Origin of the sequence: Coleofasciculus sp. C1-SOL-03 (genome assembly GCF_040220555.1) — a bacterium.
GTDB lineage: Bacteria > Cyanobacteriota > Cyanobacteriia > Cyanobacteriales > Coleofasciculaceae > Coleofasciculus.
In genome coordinates, this window is the sequence record NZ_JAVJUO010000066.1 from 1 (window position 1) to 20715 (window position 20715).

The following is a 20715-nucleotide window of genomic DNA, read 5'->3' on the forward strand; positions in this document are numbered from 1 at the left end:
ATTACCGATAGTGGCAACCTGAGTGTTACAGGTGAGACGACATTAAATGCCAATGGCAATGATATTACTTTAAATAATGCCAATAACTTCACTACAGTAGTTGCCAATGGCGCAAATGTTACCTTAAACGATACCAATGGGATTGATTTAGGCGCTTCTAATATTACTGGCACATTAGGTGTTACTGCCAATGGCGCGATTACAGATAGTGGCAACCTGAGTGTTACAGGTGAGACGACATTAAACGCCAATGGCAATGATATTACTCTAGATAATGCCAATAATGACTTCAGTACAGTAACCGTGACAAGTGGCGCAAATGTTACCCTGAACGATACTGATGAGATTGTTTTAGGCGATTCTAATATTACTGGCACATTAGATGTTACTGCCGGGAGTAATATTACCGATAGTGGTGACTTGAGTGTTACAGGTGAGACGACATTAAATGCTAATGGGAATGATATTACTCTAGATAATGCCAATGACTTCAGTACAGTAACCGTGACAAGTGGCGAAGATGTTACCCTAAATGACATGAATGCCATTGACTTAGGCGCTTTTACTATTGCTGGTAACCTAAAGGTTACAGCAGAAACCATTAATTTTACCCAGACAAATTACAACACCCGGGAACAGAATTACACAGCCACCACATTTAACCTCAACAGCAATACTACGACATTTACCTCCAATGGGAGTGCGATCGCGTTTAACACTGGTACGATTCAGGGAACGAATCCAGCTAACCTAACCCTGGATGCAGGTACAGGTAGCGTTACAGTAGATGCGATCGGCAATGGCAACGACATCAACAATCTAACGATCCAGGGTAATAGCGGAATCACACTCAATGGCGACATCACCACATCTGATGCCGATACTACGATAAACCTCAACAGTCCAGTCACTGTAGGTGAAGATATTGTCATTACCAATAAAGAGGGTGAGATTAATTTCAACAGTTCTGTAGATGGGACAATAGCAAACAGTCAAGCTTTAACGGTAAACGCAGAGAATAGCACGGTATTGTTTGACGGCGCTGTAGGCAATAGCACACCCTTAAGGAATTTGACCGTTAATAATGGGGAATCTGTAACCTTTGATAATCTGGTCACGGTAACAAAAACTATTGACTTAACCGCTGATGAAATAGACTTTAATGGCGGAGAGAACTCAGTCAGTACCCCGAATCAGGGAACCATTTCCCTGAAGCCAACAACGGATAATGCTTCGATTGATATTGGCTCACCCCCCAATGGACAAGGGATTTTAGATATCAGCGATACAGACTTGGATGCTATAGCTAACGGCTTTAGCCAAATTACAATTGGAAAAGATACGGGTAATGGAGAAATTGTCATTGACTCTGGGGGGGTCAGTTTCCAAGATCCGGTGACGATTCAATCACCCGAGTCCGGCGGCAAAATTAATGTTAATGGCAATCTGGAAGGTACGGGTAATGCTTCAATCGAACTGAATAGCTCGGATACAAAAATTAATGCCGACATTACCACAGAGGGTCAGACTATCAGGATCGGAAACAATCCCAATCCAATCGGCGATACGATTGAAATCAGTGCCGATATCGTTAAAATTAGTACCGGGGGTGATCAGGCAGGTAATATTATCTTTGATGGCAATGTCAACGGTAGAACCGAAAGTGACCAGACGCTACAAGTCTCTCCCGGTACAGGCGAGGTTTTCTTTAACGGTGAAGTCGGCAACATTCATTCCTTAGAAAGTCTAATCATTGGTGATAATGTTACCGGAAATGCTGACTTGGTAGGTAGCTCAACCACAGTATTTAACAGTCTATTCGTCAATGCTGAACAAACCCGGGTAGCTGGGGAAATCAAAACCACTGGCGGTCCAATTCAATTTGCCGGTCATGTCATCCTGGTCACTGATGTGACATTCGATACAACATTTAATACAGAAGATACTGGTAAAGCGGGTAATATCATGTTTGGTGCCACCGTTTCTAGCGCTCTATCAGATGATGGCTTTCCGGATGATTCTGATACCCCTCCCTTCAACCTGACCTTAATTGCAGGTCAGGGTAACATTGAATTCCAGGGGGATGTCGGCGCTCAAAACTTTGGACCCGAATTTTTAATCCCTGAAACTCAGGATTTAGGGTCACTGACAATTGAAAGTGCTGGAGAGGTTAAAGCGGTTTTAGCAGATGACACGAGTTTGCCTTTGACAATTAGCACTCTTGCACCCGAAACGCTTCCAGAAAATGCTCCAAAAGGCATTAGGATCTTGGCGGATAGTATAGACTTTAGCAATGCTAACCTTGAGTCAGAAATAGTCAACCTTGAGGCAAATAATGACATCAATACCGCCAGTGTTACCGCCACGGAGGAAGATATCACCCTCGATAGTGCAATCGGTTCTATCGATATGAGTGAAGGAACACTCAGCGCAACTCAGGGTGACGTAAACCTAAGTGCTAACCAGGGTGATATTACAACAGCGGATATTCAGGTAACGGAAGGGGTGGTGGATTTAACCGCAGACGAGGGAAGTGTAACGACAGCTAATGTAGACGCGCAAACGGTTAGCTTCCAGGCTAGTAATGATATCAATACCGCTAGTGTTACCGCTACGACAGAAGATATTACGCTCGATAGTGAAGTCGGTTCTATTAATACCAGTCAAGGAACACTCACCGCCACTCAGGGTAACGTCAACCTCAGCGCTAGCCAAGGTGATATTACGACGACGGATATTCAGGTAACTGAAGGTGGGGTAAATCTGAGTGCAGATGAAGGAAGTATAACGACAGCTAATGTAGACGCGCAAACGGTTAACTTCCAGGCTAGTAATGATATCAATACCGCTAGTGTTACTGCTACGACAGAAGATATTACACTCGATAGTGAAGTCGGTTCTATTAATACCAGTCAAGGAACACTCACCGCCACTCAGGGTGACGTCAACCTCAACGCCAGCCAAGGTAATATTACGACGGCGGATATTCAGGTAACTGAAGGAGTTGTAAATCTAACCGCCAACCAGGGAAGCGTGACGACAGCTAATGTCGAAGCGCTAACAGTTAACCTTCAAGCCAATACTGGCATCAACACGTCTAGTGTTACCGCCACGGAGGCAGATATCACACTCAATAGTCAAGGTTCTATTAATACCAGTCAAGGAAAACTCACAGCCACTCAGGGTGACGTCAACCTCAACGCTAGCCAAGGTGATATTACGACGGCGGATATTCAGGTAACTGAAGGAGTTGTAAATCTAACCGCCAACCAGGGAAGGGTGACGACAGCTAATGTGGAAGCGCTAACAGTTAACTTTCAAGCCAATAATGGCATCAACACGGCTAGTGTTACCGCCACGGAGGCAGATATCACACTCAATAGTCAAGGTTCTATTAATACCAGTCAAGGAAAACTCACAGCTACTCAGGGTGACGTCAACCTCACCGCTAGTCAAGGTAATATTGCTGCGGCGGATATAGAAGGAGAAAGCGTCAACCTCCAGGCAAATAACGGAATTGCCACAGCCAATGTCTCTTCAACCAATGGCGGAATTACCTTGACCAGCCAGTCAGGAGCGATACAAAGCGGTGACTTAACCGCCAAGGGAGAGACAGAAGAGGGAGAGACAGAAGAAAACGCAGTAACTGTTACAACCTCAAATAATATCACCACGGGTAACATTGATACATCTTCAGAAACAGGTAAAGGGAATGCGATCGCCCTCACCAGCCAAACTGGAGATATTACAACACAGAATTTAAACTCATCGGGTCCATTGGGTGGAGGTTCTATCGATGCTTCCACCCTGGGTCAAATTACACTTGCAGAGGTTAACTCCAGTGCTACTGGGGGTTTCGCGGGTTTAATCACGCTCAATAACGGTCAACCTGAATTCCTCAGAGACGCTCCGGGTATTGATTTGACGTTTATCAATGCTCAAGGTTTGCCGAGAAACCCAGCAGCCATCTCATTGAGTCCAACCGAAACAGAAGGGACTGAAATTGCCATTAACATCACCACAGATGGTTATTTGAGAGCCACAGGTACATTTGTTTCTCAAACTGGCATACAAGCGACGCTTGCCACAGGTGGTGATCCGATTGTGATTCGACATGGTGGTGGTACCGCCTTTGATCCCTTTGAAGTTGGAAATGCGACCCAAAATGGCACAGCAGGTGCAATTACAAACGGCAATGGATTTACCGGAACAATCTTACCCGTTCAATCTTTTACTCGTCCTGTCCGACAAGAAAATATTGAAATCATTGCTCGGATACCCTCTCACAACAATCTACCAGTAACTAGCGTCTATCCTAACCTTTCAGTGAGTAACCAGGTCGCTGATGCTGACTTAGAAATTTCCACACTTGACAGTGTTCTTACCGATGCCTTTTCGGGATACTTAGGACCAAAACCCAGTGTTAACAATCCTGCCGATGCACCCGAAATCCTGAATAAAATTCAGCAACAAACGGGGATAAAACCTGCATTTGTTTATACCACATTCGTTGCCGGACGCCTGGAACTGAGAATGGTTTCAGCTCAAGATAAAAAGATTGTCAGCCTCCCTGATGTCACCCAAGAGACTATCGTGGAAACGGCGACCAAATTACGCCGCGAAATCACCAACCCCATTAAACGGAGAACCACCAGTTATCTAAAACCTGCTCAACAACTGTATGACTGGTTAATCGCTCCCTTAGAAGCTGAGTTAGAGGCGCAAGGCATTCAAAATCTAGTTTTCATTATGGATAGTGGTTTGCGTTCATTACCTGTAGCAGCTCTCCATGATGGTCAAAAGTTTTTAGTGGAAAAATACAGTGTGGGGTTAATGCCTAGTCTCAGTATTACCGATACCAGCTATAACAATATTCAAAATGCTCCCGTTTTAGCGATGGGAGTTGCTGAATCCAGTAGTCTGGCGAAAGAGCTGAATCTGAGTCCTTTACCTGCTGTACCCCTAGAGCTTCAAACTATTGAAAGTATTCGCGATGGAGAAACCTTCCTGAATGAAAAAGTTACCCTAGAAACGCTCAAAACCCAAAGCCAAGATGCCACAATTGTGCATTTAGCCACTCACGGTGAATTCAAGCCTGGTCCGCTAGAAAATTCCTATATCCTATTATGGAATGACCTGCTGCGCCTGAATCAACTGCGAGAATTAGGCTGGAATAATCGTCGCACTCCAATTGAATTGTTAATCCTGTCAGCATGTCGTACAGCAGTCGGTGATGAAAAAGCGGAGTTAGGGTTTGCCGGATTAGCGGTGCAAGCGGGTGCCAAGTCAGCGCTGTCGAGCTTGTGGTATGTCAGTGATGAAGGCACTTCTGGATTAATGACGGAGTTTTATCGGAAGTTGCAAACCGCCCCGATTAAAGCTGAAGCCTTACGACAAGCACAGCTTGCTATGCTGAATGGTGATGTACGTCTCGAAGGGGGACAATTACGGGGAAGTGGACAACCTGTACCTCTACCGTCAACATTAGAAGCTCAAGGCGACAAATCTCTCTCCCATCCCTATTATTGGGCAGCATTTACTATGATTGGAAGTCCTTGGTAGAGACAAGGCAGATGGCAGAAGGCAGAGGGCAGAAGGGAAGGAGCAAGGTTGCAAGGAAAAAGGATATTACGGTTATTTCGGCGGACTTGATATGATACCAAATCCGGGTTAGACACCCCCGTAAAAACAAAGTCCGCGTAGGCGGACTTTGTTTGTGTAGCAGCGATTTTAATCTGAAGTTCCCCCCGTGCGGATGTACTACACCCAGGCTAAAGCCTTATTACGTAGTGGTTTGAGTGCTCAAACCACTCAAAAATCGTACCCATGTAGGGCGGCTAAAAAATCGCGGAAAGCCGCACGGTGAGGCAGTTTTGATTTTTTGGTTGGGGGAACTTCAGTTTAATCGCCGTGGTAAAAGGGGGTTATCTTATCTATAAGTTGCTAAAGTCTTGACATGGGCAACAGCCGCTGCAACTGTGACGGGTAATCTATAGCCACCTCCATGAGCAGAGAGTACTGGACACCTATATCTCTTAGCAGCATCTAATACAATTTCAGTCAGTTTGCAGAAATCAGCATTCGTCCAATCGGTTGAACATTTACCACAATCATCCCGATGTGAGTCATAACCCGAAAAAATAGTAATCAAGTCCGGTTGCCACGGCAGGCAATCTAGAGATTGCTGGAAAATGTTGATGCTCTCATGTCCAGAGTAAAACTTACCCGTTAGTCCCAGTTCCTCTACAATATCAACGGGAAACGATGTATTTAAAATAGGAATATTACAGTGTCCAACAGCTTCAGCCGCCGTCGTTGTCCCATATTTTAAGTCTGAGGCTTTAGCCATATAAAGGTCTACAGCACTGTGAATGCTAATGCAATAAATGCTGGGATCATGGCTAAAAATTGACTGAGTGCCATCTCCATGATGAATATCCCAGTCAATCATCAAAATTTTCTCAAATCCTTGCATCTGAGCGTATCGTGCTGCCGCAGCTAGAGGATTTAAAAGACAATAACCGTGTCCCCAATTACTGTAAGCATGATGTCCGACCATACTGAAACAATAGGCACGTTTCAGGTTTCCTTTTTTCATCTGATCAATTGCTTCCATCATACCTCCTAAACCATAGAGGTATCCGGGTAAACCGTACTCCAAGCCTTCGCATTCAATACTCAATTCGGGTAGGGCGGCACTCACCTCATCTAGTGGTTTTTCAAGAGCTTGTAATCCAACTTTTCGGAGATACTCAGGAGTATGAACGCTCTGGAAATTGCGCCTCTGGGCTTTTCTTAATGGAAGTGCAGGATATTCAGCAAGAGCTTGGGCAAGAGCCTGTCGAACTTGGTTGTAGTAGGGAAAAGAATACCCCATGAAAGAAATTGATTCAATTGGCTTGGACGTACAGAATGTTTGTGGGTGTAGATAGGTGGCAAAATCATTCATTTCCCTAGATCAAGCACTAAGTAGTTGGACAAAATTAAAGTTAACGGTTGAGATTAGGAAGGTTCAGAGAACAGTAAAAAGTTGAAAATTGTTAACGTTTCTTAGTACAGCCGATAGAATTTATGTCCAGTACTTAGTCTAAACTTCAGCATAAGTCATGCCGATGGCAAGGGTATCGTGATTGTCATCGTTGTACCGACTCCTACTTCACTATTGACTGAAATCGTACCCCCTTGTATGTCTAGACATTTCTTGACAACCGCTAATCCTAATCCGGTGCCGGGAATGTTGCCAATATTCGTACCGCGATGAAATATACTAAACAATTTTTTTTGATCCTCTACAGGAATCCCAATGCCTGAGTCTTTAATTTGAAACGTTGCTGTGGATTGACTACAGGTCAATATTAAATCTATTCGACTACCTTTCTGGGAATATTTAATTGCATTAGAGAGTAAATTTATTAAAATAGAACGCAATAATTTTTCGTCTAAACAAACAAGAGGATAGTGATATTGATTAATAAAATTAATCGAATAATTTGAACCAGCATTTACTTGCATCTCTTCCACTAAATTACAACAAAATTCTTCTAAGTCAAGTGGGTGAGGGGTAAAGTCTAATTTGCCAGTTTCCGCTCGGCTGATTGTTAAGATGTCACCCAAAAGTTGAGTCATAGTTTTAGCGGTTGTCTCAATGCGGTCAATATTGCGACGGATTCTATTATCTGAGCCTTCTGGATAGTAATATTTCAGTAATTGAATACTAGCTAAAATAGTACTCAAGGGCGTGCGAAATTCATGAGATGCCATGGAAAAAAAGTTAAGCTGGACTTGTCTGAGTTCCTGTTCTTGTGCAAGTGCCAGACGTATTGATTCTGCCTGCTTGTGTTCGGTAATATCTTGGGCAGTACCGAGAATCTGCTGGGGTAAACCATCAGCCGTGCGAGTAAACACCATCTCGCGACTATACAGCCAACGCCATCCCCCGGATTTATGTTGGATGCGATAGTCTGTCTCAATAATTTCTCCTTCTTTAGCGGTGACAAATCGTTGAATGGTGGTAGTACATTTAGATTGATCATCAGGGTGAATCAGATTTTGCGGAAATGTTGGTGCCATGGCTTGAATTTCTTCAGGGGAGTAACCGATGAGTTGAGTAATTTGTTGATTGCTGTAGATATGGCGCTTTTCGATTAAGTCATAGAGATACAACGCGGTTGGCATCGCGTGAGCAATGCGTTGAATAAACCGTTCACTTTCCCGAAGTGCTTGTTCCCGAATCCGAATTTCGGTAATGTTGGTGGCGGCACAGGTAATGCCAACCACTTCTTCGGCATGGTTTCGTAAGGGTTCTACGGTTAAATCGTAGTACCGGACTTTGCCTTCTACGATAATCGATATTTCTTGGCGCTCACCTACTCCTGTGGTCAAGACACGATGTTTAATCGGAATTAGCTTTTGGGCATTTTCTGGTGCAAACATTTCTGATTCTGATTTTCCAATTAGTGCGTCGGTATTAATCCGACTCGCCGGATTATAGACCCAGGTGTAGCGCAGATTGGTGTCTTGATTAAATACCGTAATGGGTGAGTTATGCAGCGCCACCCGAAAGCGTTCTTCACTAATTCTTAATGCGGCTTCTGCTTCCCGGCGTTCATGGATTTGAGTCTGGAGATCCGCGTTCGTCTGCATCAGTTCCGCAGTCCGTTCTTGGACTCGGATTTCCAGTTGATCGCGGGCTTGACGCAGTTGGGCTTCAATCGATTGGCGCTCAATTAATTCATGCTGAAGCTGTTGATAAAGTTGGGCTTGGTGAATGGCGATGGTAACTTGGATGGCTAATTGATACAGTAAGTCAATTTCTAAGGATTGCCATTGTCTAGGTTGAGAACAGTGATGAGCAATCAGTAGTCCCCAAAGCTTTTCTTGTTGCAGAATGGGTACGACGAGTTTAGATTTGACACCTAACTGCTGGAGAAATTCCACTAAGCAGGGCGTTACTCCATCGGTTTCTGGATTGACTACGGTGCGAATCCGCCCTTGACAGTACAATTGATGCATCTGTTCGGGAAATACTTCCGCCGGAAACGTTTGTCCCAAAATGGGTGGGATATCAGGAGTGACAGATTCGGCTACGGTACTTCCTGTACCATCAGACCAAATCCGATAGACTAAGACTCGATCAACACCCAGAAATTCTCGCACTTCGGTGACTGTGGTGTCGAGAATCGTGTCCAGATCCAGGGTTTGACGGATGCGTTGAGCGCTACTCAGGATGAGTTGCTCTCGTTGCGCCATTTGCTCTAGAGTCGTCTCTGACTGTGGGCGATCGCAGGTTGGTTCTATTTCTGCTTTCAATCGAAAATGCGGCTTCAGAAGCAACCCGCACAGCACGATCAGTATGGCTATGCTGAGACTGTACCCCAGAATTAGACTCAATTGGGTTCTCGGCATCTGAGTGACTACAGCCGCTAACTGTTCCTGTGATTTGTCACTATAGTCCATCCATCGGGAAAGTTCCATCAGTTGAGTCAGCTGGCTATAGGCAATAACGCTAGTACCCATAAAAATAAGTAATGCCAGACAAACACCTCCGATAATGCTTTTGACACCGATAGATTTTGGCATTTGACTTCTCCTAAGACATAACAACAGCTAGTGCTTCGCAGTGACAAATAAGCTGTTCAGCATTTAGATTAGGATACCTAAATTTTTTAAGGAAACAGAGGATTCTTTACATAAAATGGGAGCAAGCAGTTGATATTTTTTACAATTCTTAACTAAACCAACCCAGTTTATGTTGAAGTAGTTCGCTATCCGTTTTCTCAATACTGCTCTGATAAGCTTTAATTGAACATTTTCTGCTCTAGTGCAAGAATGCAAAAATAACTGAACAGCTAACAGCTCCCCCAGTTTCCCTCGCTCCCCTTAATCGAATAATATCGTTGATTCTCTTAGCGCCGTTTATTTTGAAGCTGCCTCGTGATAAATTCATATAAGGGAATTGTATATCTATCAGTGAGAATTCTTCTGGTTGAAGATGATATCTATTTGGCTGAAGCCTTGGCTGAAGCACTGGCAATACAACGGTATGCCGTTGATACGGTTTCCGATGGAGAGGCGGCTTGGGTGCAAGTGAACACCCTCGATTACGACCTCATTTTGCTGGACATGATGTTGCCGAAATTGGATGGGATTCATTTGTGCCAACGCTTGCGTTCCCAGGGTTATCAGATGCCAGTATTGATGATCACGGCTCGGGATACCAGTACGGATAAAGTTATCGGTTTGGACGCAGGCGCTGATGACTATATGGTTAAGCCTCTGGATATTCCCGAGTTACTGGCGAGAATTCGAGCGCTACTGCGACGAGGGCAAACGGTTTCTCCCCCTAGTTTAGAGTGGGGACAATTGCGTTTAGATCCAGGGACTTATGAAGTCTGCTACGGCGATCAAACTCTGCGCTTGACTCCCAAAGAATATAGTCTTTTAGAATTGCTGATTCGCAATGGACGGCAAATTATGAGTCGGAGTGCCATTATTGAGCATGTTTGGTCTATCGATAATCCTCCGAAAGAAGATACGATTAAGGTTCATGTCAAAAGCCTGCGCTCCAAACTTCGATCCGTAGGCGCTCCCGATGATTTAATTGAAACGGTACACGGTTTAGGTTATCGTCTCAAATCTCTTTCTGAATAACTGCAACTCAGGTGAATACACTTTACGCCAAGATGACCCAGTATCATAAATTTTAGCTGTACTCTACCCAGTCGCAAACCGCTATATCCAAACCGATTAGTTAGATCGCATAGTTAATTTACGCGATCGCGATAATTATTTCAACCCTTAGCCCTGTTGGAACTTACCCGTAAACCGCAATCAGACGACGTTGGGAAAAAAGAGCGATCGCGGTCATTATCCGTTCTAGGAGTCTTTTTCACAATGTACCCATTCGCCAGAGGTTCAAAAAATGGCTCTATACCGCACCAACTAAGCATTTCGTTATTTTGTCAAGGGGGAACTTCCGATTAATGCCAGCAGCGCATTGCGATTTCGCTGCCCAAATTTTACAAAAATATCTATGCAAATCTAGAAATGCGGCTATAGTAGAGGAATCGAATTGAGGAAAAGCCTATTCCAGAGTTTGTGAGTCCAAAAGAAGCATCAGAGCGCATAGGGGTTAGCGTGGATACCCTCAGGCGCTGGGAGGCGACGGGAAAGATTAAGGCAATGAGGACGCCAACAGGACACAGAAGGTACGACATGACATCATTAGTTACGGATAGCGAGGAAGTCAAAGAACCTGATCGGGTGAATCTGATCGGAGAGGGTACGCTCCAACAGATAGCTAAGGGTCTATGTGAGTATGAACACCAAATCCCCAAAAGCCTCTCAGCCTATCCGGCTGTCTTGCAATTAGGGGTAAACAAGCTGGCACTTGCTTGTTTAATAGCCCGAGTGCGTCAACCGATACAAGGAGTTCCTGATTTTGTGTCCAGATGGGCGCAGCGCCCCTTAAAAGATTGGGATATAGAAATTGATTGCCCTGAAGAATGGCTCGATCAGCGACTGATAGAAGACCAAAAGCCGAGTGGGTTTTGTATTGAAACCGCAGGGGAATACTTCGATGAATGGGGTGATTTCCAAAAGAAAGTGATTAATGAGGTAATGACTAAAGCCGCACCAAACCATGAACTCTATACGAGGTTTAGGACGTATCTTATAGAAAATCCTGTCGTAACAAGGGGTCAACTTTATGTTGACAGCGCTGTAGATTTTAAGCTCGTGCAATATCTTCTGATACATAGCTATGAAAAAGCTCCAGAATCTTATAAGTTAGGTGAGAATTTTTACGGCTGCGGTCATTGTGGCGGTTTAATGTATGTAACAAAAGATAATAAATTGAAATGTGAGAACAAACATTGTGCTAAAGAAAAAAAGAATCCTGTCCCTTTAGCCGAGCATCAGTCGGATGAAATCTTTTGGCTGAAGAAGGATTTACGATATTTTATTCATCGTCCCGGGAAAGCCGAACTGCGACTCGAAGGAAGATTGAAACAGTTAAACCGATTAGAAGTTAAGCTATATCCAGAACTCGACCAATATGACTTACATTTAGTTTTTCCAGATGGAACAGTCTGGGCAGTTGATGTCAAGTTTTGGGAATCGGCATATAACTTAGCCAAAAAAGTCAATCAGCCTATTCGTCAACTCAAGCATCAGCCTTACCATAAATCCTTTTTTGTCTTTCCTGATGAACTGAAAAGTTATGGTCAGGAGTACATCCAAGAATTTCGAGGTTACTGTCCCGTCTCGATCAAAAAATCTCAGGTAATGTTTGAAAGTTCATTTGTAAAGAAAGTTATTAAAAAGCTAGGAAGTGAGAAATGAGAAATACGACGAAATGGTATGCACCTCTAAAGAACGATTTAGATAAAGAGTTATGTGAGATCGAGTTAGGACTTTACCTGTTGAGCGTATTGCTTCCCGGCGCCACAGCGAACAGTCTTTGGGTGCTACTGACTGGTTATCCTATTTCACATCCAGAATGCCCAAATTGGACGGAAAATCAGTATCGAATGTTAGCGATCGCTCGTCATCTATTGCCACAGTTTGATAGTCCATTTATCTGGAAAGAAGCCCTACAGCGTTATCGAGATTTTCCGTCAGATAGTCGTGGGTATGAAGTAGGGGAATCGTGGCAATATCTAAGGCGAACCAATATTACAGTTGCCAATCACCGATTCCAGATTTATAACGATACATTAAAAAAGTCAGTAGAGTTATCGCAAAGAAAGGCGCTTGCTTGGGCTAAAGCTGGAAATTATAAGTGTGAAGTAAAAGGGAAAAAGGAAACCGTTGCGATATCGCCTCTGATTGCTAATTTACAACGTCCAAAAAATCACAATATAGCTGGTGTGTCGTTGAGGAATCCGCTGCAATTATCTTGGGCTGAACTTAGGGAAACAGCCGCATGGATGGATGAAGAAAGGGGTAATAGGGGACTAAAGCCAAAGTGGGTAAGTCTTTTTAGTAAAATCCAACTACAAGTATTTAACGATACCCAAGAATTAGTTGATGCTGAGACTTTAACCATCAATAGAATCAGGCATTTAGTCGGGATGGTGTCATCTGGCAAGTCCAACTTGATGAAGGTTTTAGCCGTCTGTGCGTGGCGTAATAAATTGCACGTTACGCTAGTTGTAGCGGATGTACTACAAATCTTTGAGTTGACTAAAATGTTTGCCGAAGTGGGAATTACTGACGTGGCTCCTATCTTGGGGAATTCCAACAAAGCCAGCCACTTAAATAGATTACACAAAGCCGTTTACAACTCTAATCCAAATGAAGCGTTTAACCAAAACCATCCGGGGTTCCAATGGCTGAGTAATACTTGCCTATTGACCCCTGCAGTTAAGCCGGAGATGGAAATACCGTTTGAAATGGGTATGCAGCCATGTTTGAACTTGGAACCTATAGAGACAAGCAACGAAGACGAATCAGAACTATCATCTAAGCACAAAGCTTGTCCAGCTTACGGTGTATGTCCCTCTCATAAAAAAGACTGCGATCTAGTTAACGCTTCGATCTGGATTGCCACACCAGGAAGCTTAGTTTATAGCAGGATTCCACGAGTAATAAACCGAGAGAGTATCCTGTATTTTGAATTGGTTTCTAGGCGCAGTGATTTGGTCATTGTGGATGAAGTTGACCAACACCAAGCCTATCTAGATAAAGCATTTAGCCCTGATCAGACATTGTGCAGACCTGCAAGAGATGCTTGGTTGAACAAGCTCCACGATTATGTTGAAGACAAATTAAAGCAGAAAAAGTCAAGACTGCTTGAGAATGATATTGTCTCAGATTGGTGGGACGCTTGCCGTATAGCTAACGGCACAGCCGATAAAATCTACCACTTATTGAGCAATGAAAATGACTTAGCTAAATGGCGAGACTCTAAGCATTATTTCACGGACTGGCTATTGTTGCGAGAGGTGGCTACGTTACTAACAAGGACAGACCCGGATAATGTAGAACAATCTCAACAATGCGATGCCTTAATGAAGGGTACGTTTGAGCCATATATCAAAAATTTAGACGACGAGCGTAATCCCTTATTTACCTTGGCTAAAAAAGACAAAAAACGTGCAGCTATTCGGACATGGGTTGAGCAAACTGCAACAGTTCCCTTGTCCTCGGAAAAAATCAATGAAATTTCCGTCAAACTAGAGTTTGCCTTGCTAGTCTGTGTTCTGCAAAGTAAGCTTTCCTTTATGATGATCAAATGGCGACAGGTGCAAGGAATCCTAAATCTGGATACATCAGATTCAATGTGGTTTGATGCTCCCCCACCAGACTTTAATGCGGTTATTCCAGCAATGCCAATGGGAAATCAACTGGCATTTCAGTACCACAAATCCTACAGAGACTCATTAGGCAGCTTACAGTTTTTCCGCTGCACAGGTGTTGGACGTTGGTTGTTCGTGCATTTTGATGAATTATTCAAAGCAGATAATATTGCCAGTCCCCACTTATTGCTAATGTCGGGAACAAGTTGGGCGGGAAAATCACCTGCCTATCATGTTGATGTACCTGTTTATGGAGTACTTGTACCAGATACATCAAAGGAAATGGTCATAAGTTCAACGTTTTTACCCTTCTTTGATAAGCATCAAAACGCTATCTCTGTGTCGGGAGCAGGAGATAATAAGCGTCGTAACCTAGAACAAATTGTTACTAAGTTAGTAGAAGAGGATTATCTAACTGATAAACTCAAAGCGTTGAAGGGGAGAAAAATATCATTAATGGTTAACAGCTATGAACAAGTTAATTGGGTTTACCAGCGTCTGGTTGATTTAGGATGGAAAGATAAAGTTATCCCTCTATCTCCTGATGATGAAACCCCTAAGGAGTGGCATGATGAGCGGGATAATCGTCATGCATTGCAGCGGGGACGAGCGCCGGATTTTGCGACAAGATCGGAACCAATTTTGATCAGTCCAATTAAAGCATTTGAGCGAGGGCATAATATTGTTGATGAGAAGGGAATGGCGGTAATTGGAGCGGCTTACTTTCTAGTTTTACCTCACCCTGTTCCTGACGATTTATCTTATGCCATTCACTCCATCAACCGTTGGGCAATTGACAATCATAAAACGGCTACAGGGGAAACATTGAGGGGATTAGGCGAGAATTTTCGTGATACGGCGTATCGTCAATGGCTTCACCTGCTGCACCTCTCAGTAAAATTAAGGACGCTACCTGTAGACGATCGCGAGGCTGTGCATTGGGATATTCTTGTTTCTCTTTGGCAAGTAATAGGGCGTCTAATTCGTGGTAATGCCAATGCACAAGTTTTTTGGTGCGACGCTAAATTTGGGATAAATACTGCTAGAAACCAAGATGGAAAAGAAGATATTGCTGCTACCAGTGTCCTGGTCGGGATTGTAAATTTACTGCGTCCTTATTTTGAAAATGACCCACAAATTCCCCGGCGCGATCGCTTGGTCGTGCAATCTCTCTATCGCCCTTTTTATTGTGCGATCGCTAAAACTAAAAAGCTTTCTGGTTTACCCCAAGTCAATCTCTAATTACTTATAGGTTATTACTCATGGTCTACCCAAAAATCTGTTTATGCGCTTTCCGCTTAAAATCTGACTTGCCACCTCAAGAGTTTTTTGGATTAAAGTTTCCCGATGATGCCAAGCAACAAATAAGACGACTTACTGCCAAGCGGGATAATAAAGCGATTGAACAAGCCAGCCTTCCCGTGAAATCTCTCTATGGGGCATTAAGACTAGCTCCTGGTTTAATTTACATTGGCAAAGTATCACCTAAGCTAGGGGAGTTTTGGTTATACAGTCCTCACCAACTCCCCCAAAAATATTTGTCAGCAATTCTGTCTTATTGGATAGATACAGAATTTCCCGAAGAACCAAGTAATAAAAGGAAAGTTGGCATCACTGCTCAAGAACGACAATTGGTGATGAGTTATCTGTCTGCCGAAAAATTGGTTTGGGAAAGGAGAGAGGTATCCTATACAAAGCAGTTTACAACTTATCCAAATGGAACCGCTAAACTCTCTGGCAATGATTTTATTTTGTTGCCTCACCTCCTAGCGAAAGAACTAACCAAACCAGGACTAAAGTTTGAAGTGGATGGCGAAAAACTTCAGTTTTACCGAACGATACCATCAAGTGGGCAAGGAGCAGAGTTAATATCTTGGCAGCCGTTAAATTATACAGAAGACGGACAAACTTACTATTATTCAATAGTTTTAACAGTGAGGATGGTGCAGGAACCTGATTTGCATTATCCCCGATTAGATGTTAAGCCAAGCATTAGGCGCTGGCTCAGTGTAAACGATTCTAAATTGTCAAAAAATCACGGTAGTAACGCCTACATCCGCGCCCAACTGAATTGGGGACAAGCACTAAATCCTGATCAGTGGACAGACTATTTTCTTTCTTGCCGGATGGTATTAAAGAAAGGTGTAGCAGACTGGGATGAAAACCTAGCTATATTGTTGAAAAAATTAGACATTCTTTCAGTGACTCCGCAACCAATAGTAGCTAATCCCTCAGACGCTTTAAGCGGTAATCCTAACATTGGCATTGCCTATAAAGAAGGGATGAAACCCAACCATAAAGTAGCGAAAGGATTACCTACAGCTAATACTCACGAACTCTTAAGCCAAATAGCTGATGTCTTAAAGGACTGTTGGCAACCGATAGATTGTCAACGGGAAAAATATGATACAGACAAGCCGTCAAGTCAGTTCTTTGACTTGAAAAAGCCCAAAAAAAGTTTTGATGAGCCTATCCTTAGAAAAAAAGCAGAAACCGAAAAGCAATTTGAAGCCAGAAAAAAAAGATGGTTACGTAAACAGGAAACTGAACTGAAGAAATGTATCCATAAAAAAAGAGAATCTGAATCAGATTACCAATTGCGCCGCCAAGAACTCTTAAAAAAACAGGAGTCAGAGCGTCTTAGCTGGAAACCAGAACCCGAAGAGACGGAAGAGGATTTTCAGGTGAGGCTGAATCAGTTTTATGAAGAACGTCGTGGTGAACAAGCAACATTGCGGCGTGCAATTCGTTCATCCGTTGGCGAACATTTAACCATTTGGATTTGGTACATCAACGAAGACAATCGAGTAGAACGCCTCAAAGCAATAAAGTACTGCTTAGGGTTGCCAGATGCAGAACCCGGAAGTTACTCGTTCCCGGAAGGTTTAACAGTGACTATCTGTGTGGATGAAGTGGCTGGTTTAGCCCAACGCTTAGATTTATCTCCTGAATTTAAACCGAAGAGTACAGAGCGAGAAAAAGCGATAAATAAGCGAAGGTGTGAAGTCGCTGATCTTGTGCAGCCTGTTCAATCAAAACTACGTGGTAAAGTGGGAGTTTGGTTTGAAATTTATGATAAAAAACATTGGAAGTTTGTAGAAAGAAATAACGAAGGTAAAGAAAATGAAACTAAATATAAGTTAGCCCCTTGGGGAGACCCAAAACGTGCGATTCGTCTCGGTTTTGCGGATGAGGGACTTGTCAGCCAGTTTATTACTCCCAAACAAAAAAGTTATTGTCAAAAAGCTATCTGTAGCTTGATCGACCTATTGCGCTCTCTAGGAGTGCGGATGGCGCCATCTGACATAACACTTCCCCATGTAGACCCAGATACTCCTATCAATGCAGTAGGGCTATGGTTGGTCAATCGAACGTCCGAAACTAGCGCTGATGCGAAACCCCAAACAATTCCTGTCATTGTCAAAATGTCTTCTCGGACGGCTGAAATCACTGCTATTTTTCCCGGTTTAGAATCGTGGATGCCCTATGATGAAGCCTTAACCCGCATAAACAAGGAGGGAAAAGGCTTTACCAATGACGATAAAGGTAAGGCGAAAATCAGAACATTTATTCAGCAGACTCTCAACAAAAAAGAGTTAAGAGGTAAGCCGACATTACTTTACTGTTTAGCTCAGAATATCCGTCAGCAATGGACGTGGCTACAGGATCGACAAATTTCCGTCGAGGGATTATCGTTTGCCGAGCGAGACCAACCTGTTTTTGAGGAATTCCCTGGACTGCGGGTTATCCGATTACGCTCTGGGGATGAAACATCAGAGTGGTTTGGCATGGATGGGGAAAAAGTATCTGGATTTATTACTGGTCTATTCAGGAATTTAGACAATGACCGTGTATTTTTTAGTCTTGGTAATAAGTCTTCAACAATGAGTAGCATACCCAACAATTTATCGAGGATAGAGCAACCCGAAAAATCTTGGGTACACCCTTCTCTGGTTGAGATTACCATAGGTTACTATCAAGACGATGACAAGGACAACTTACTCGACTTAGCCGCGATCGCTCACGAATCCCGTCATGGAGTTTTGCAATACGAAGACTTCTTAGAAGTGCCTAGAGTCCTTCATTACGCTAAACAGATGGCTGATTATGTCCTCATGCTAGATGACGATTACGAGCGATGACTAGCGCTGTACCCTAGCACGTCCAACACAGGAGCGAAAACCCTGTAGAGACGTTGCATGCCACGTCTCTACTTCCGATCAAAATACCCCAGCGTTAAAGCTGGGGCATTCCTTTATTAAATTTTTTCTGTTATAAATTGGGGGAGTAGACTCCCTGGCTGAATGAATGATAGTCTGGAGTAGACCTCAACAAACAAATTACCGTCTTTTGGTCGGAGAGAGAGTAACCAATTCAGCGGCTGTTTTCCGGAAGGGATATAACCGTTCGATGCCCAGAAGCGACAGAACAATCAAAACCTGAATAGCCCACGGTGCCATAGCAAACCCAAAAATTAAGCAAAATATGGCACTACCTATAGCTAAAACCCGGGAAACTTCGTGAGAGGCGCGTAAAGACAGCCAGAGACTTGCGATGGCGATGAACAAAAGAATCAGGAAGATAGGAAGCATAGCGATCACCTCTTAAAAGTTCCTAGAGGGCTTCCATCCGATTCAACGACTGCGAAACCCTCGATGCTCTCTACGCTAACATTGATTGATTAGAGAAAATTGTAATATTAATAACGAGTTCGAGTTTTTTCAGAAATCTTTGCATAACTTCGTATTCTTCAGGCAGAGGTGGGAGCATTTGCCTGCAAAAATCCCCATAACCAGTTCTTCAGATGATACGTGGCACGGCAATCATCTTCATTGTAGCGTTGGATCATCTCCAGTACCGAGCGATCGCCTGTTGTTAGCCACTGCTCATAGAGACAGACGCATTGAGACCCTGTTACCGCCGCATCCCGCCACTCAAAGCCTAACCACCGGGCTAAATGTTTGAGCGAATAGCTTTCCACGGGTAGGGTGACTGTACTCATCACTTGCTGATGCACATCGACAAAGCGCGACAGTAAGGGCTGTAGGTGGGTGAAGGGCGTTTTGTAAAGTTTGGCTAAGCGCTTGACGGTTTCCACTTCATAATCCGAAAAATGGAAGATGGGAGCATCGGGGTAGAGCCACACCAACTCTAAAAATTGCTGCCAGATGAAGCCCTCATCGTCGGGATGTTCTGCTAGGAAGGGGTAAAATGTTTCGGTATTGGTGGAGCGATCAATCACTAAGAGACCCAGTAAATAGTCCAGGTTTAAGTCGGGTTGAGCCTCGATATCAAAGAAGAGTTCAACAGAGGCTTTGGGTAATAAGTCTACGTATCGAATCGGTTCCCAGCAGGTGTCAGGCTGAAACTCTGAGTGAGAATTGACTCCAGCACCATTGGCGTTGTTCTCCGGTTCCGTCAACCTGTCGAATGGGGGAGTCTCCCTAGCTGGATTAAATCTCTGACGCAAAATCACCCGATTATGTTGAATCGATTGAGCCTGTTGCACCAAATTTAATGCCACTTCACTGCCAAACAGAGATGTCAAGGTGCTAATCTCAGCTTGGGCAAGGGATTCTACTGTGGTTATCCCTAATTCCTGTAAACTCTGGTAACGCCTTGGTGTAACACCGGGTATTAACGAAAGATGCTTTTGAGATTGCGCGATCGCATAACAGCTACTATGCCAATGGCAAAGCCCACATTTTTGCCGTGAGATAAAGACTTCCGGCGCTTGAGAGTGGCGCAAGGTTTGGATACAGTCTACCAACTCTGCCTGCATCAAGGGTAGCCATTTGTCCAGAGTTACCGAGTAAGCATTTTGACGCCGTAAAATTAACCAAGCCTGACTGGGCAAACTTCCTTGTATTTCACCCAAAAGATGGGCATAAAACGCGGCGATGATTTGATAATCCGCCTTAGCCCGCCTACCAAATTTAATCGATACTGGAACATACATCCAATCCCCGAACATCGAATGTCCCGGCTGTTTGAGCAATAAATCAGGAGAACCCAGCAGCGTGACGCCCTCAACGGTTTGCTTGAGCAAAACTCCCTTGGCAATACAATCGACGCCTTGCTGCATCAACGCCCATGTTGCATTTGCTCCCCCTTGCCAATCTTCTCGCCCATAGTTAGGGGTTTGTATCGACGTCAGGTTTACAGAAGACGGCAATAGGGATAGGAGTGGACTTTCTTGCCAAGACAGATAGCTTCCCTGGTATTCCACACTTTTGAGGATAGCTTGCCGATGCGCCGAACTATCTTGGCGCAGTTTCAGCAGAAAATCTTGGGGCGGATCTTTTTGAGTCGGATCACCGCAATAATCGAGAAACGCCCGACGCCGACAGCGTTTGTAATATAAGAGTAGTTCATCCGTCAGCAGCATATCATTTGTCATTTGTCATTCGTCATT

Annotated in this window: 9 protein-coding genes; 5 read left to right on the forward strand and 4 right to left on the reverse strand. The window is 43.8% G+C overall.

The features are described 5' to 3' along the window. Positions 1–5562, forward strand: a 5562-nt coding sequence (locus RIE73_RS10640) for a CHAT domain-containing protein (protein ID WP_446401162.1), incomplete at its 5' end; no start/stop codon positions are given. Between the two features lie 367 nt (positions 5563–5929). On the opposite strand, the gene RIE73_RS10645 is transcribed toward RIE73_RS10640, so the two are convergent. Beyond that, positions 5930–6949 carry a histone deacetylase gene (locus RIE73_RS10645; RefSeq protein WP_446401163.1) on the reverse strand — a complete coding sequence of 340 codons (1020 nt, stop codon included), beginning with the start codon at positions 6947–6949 and terminating at the stop codon, positions 5930–5932. A gap of 155 nt (positions 6950–7104) precedes the next feature. Then, the gene (locus tag RIE73_RS10650) at positions 7105–9579 is read right to left on the reverse strand and encodes an ATP-binding protein (protein ID WP_446401164.1); all 2475 of its coding nucleotides are present in this window, start codon (positions 9577–9579) and stop codon (positions 7105–7107) included. Between the two features lie 390 nt (positions 9580–9969). Here RIE73_RS10650 and RIE73_RS10655 point away from each other — a divergent pair, with 390 nt between their 5' ends. The 4 genes from RIE73_RS10655 (at position 9970) to RIE73_RS10670 (ending at position 18442) form a co-directional block, all read left to right on the forward strand. Further along, the gene (locus tag RIE73_RS10655; protein ID WP_446401165.1) at positions 9970–10650 is read left to right on the forward strand and encodes a response regulator transcription factor; all 681 of its coding nucleotides are present in this window, start codon (positions 9970–9972) and stop codon (positions 10648–10650) included. Between the two features lie 447 nt (positions 10651–11097). Then, positions 11098–12342 carry a restriction endonuclease-related protein gene (locus RIE73_RS10660; RefSeq protein WP_446401166.1) on the forward strand — a complete coding sequence of 415 codons (1245 nt, stop codon included), beginning with the start codon at positions 11098–11100 and terminating at the stop codon, positions 12340–12342. Continuing rightward, entirely contained in the window at positions 12339–15542 is a 3204-nt protein-coding gene (locus tag RIE73_RS10665; RefSeq protein ID WP_446401167.1) for a pPIWI_RE_Z domain-containing protein, read from the forward strand. Before RIE73_RS10660 ends, RIE73_RS10665 begins: the two co-directional genes overlap by 4 nt. 20 nt (positions 15543–15562) lie before the next feature. After that, on the forward strand, positions 15563–18442 hold the full coding sequence (locus RIE73_RS10670) for a pPIWI_RE module domain-containing protein (RefSeq protein ID WP_446401168.1): 2880 nt from the start codon (positions 15563–15565) through the stop codon (positions 18440–18442). A gap of 198 nt (positions 18443–18640) precedes the next feature. Here the strand turns inward: RIE73_RS10670 and RIE73_RS10675 are convergent, their stop codons facing one another. Both RIE73_RS10675 and RIE73_RS10680 read right to left on the reverse strand, forming a co-directional pair. Beyond that, positions 18641–18892: a hypothetical protein gene (locus RIE73_RS10675; protein ID WP_446401169.1), complete on the reverse strand. Its 252-nt coding sequence runs from the start codon at positions 18890–18892 to the stop codon at positions 18641–18643. Positions 18893–19050: 158 nt separating this feature from the next. After that, the gene (locus RIE73_RS10680) at positions 19051–20700 is read right to left on the reverse strand and encodes a TM0106 family RecB-like putative nuclease (protein ID WP_446401170.1); all 1650 of its coding nucleotides are present in this window, start codon (positions 20698–20700) and stop codon (positions 19051–19053) included. Between the last annotated feature and the right edge of the window lie 15 nt (positions 20701–20715).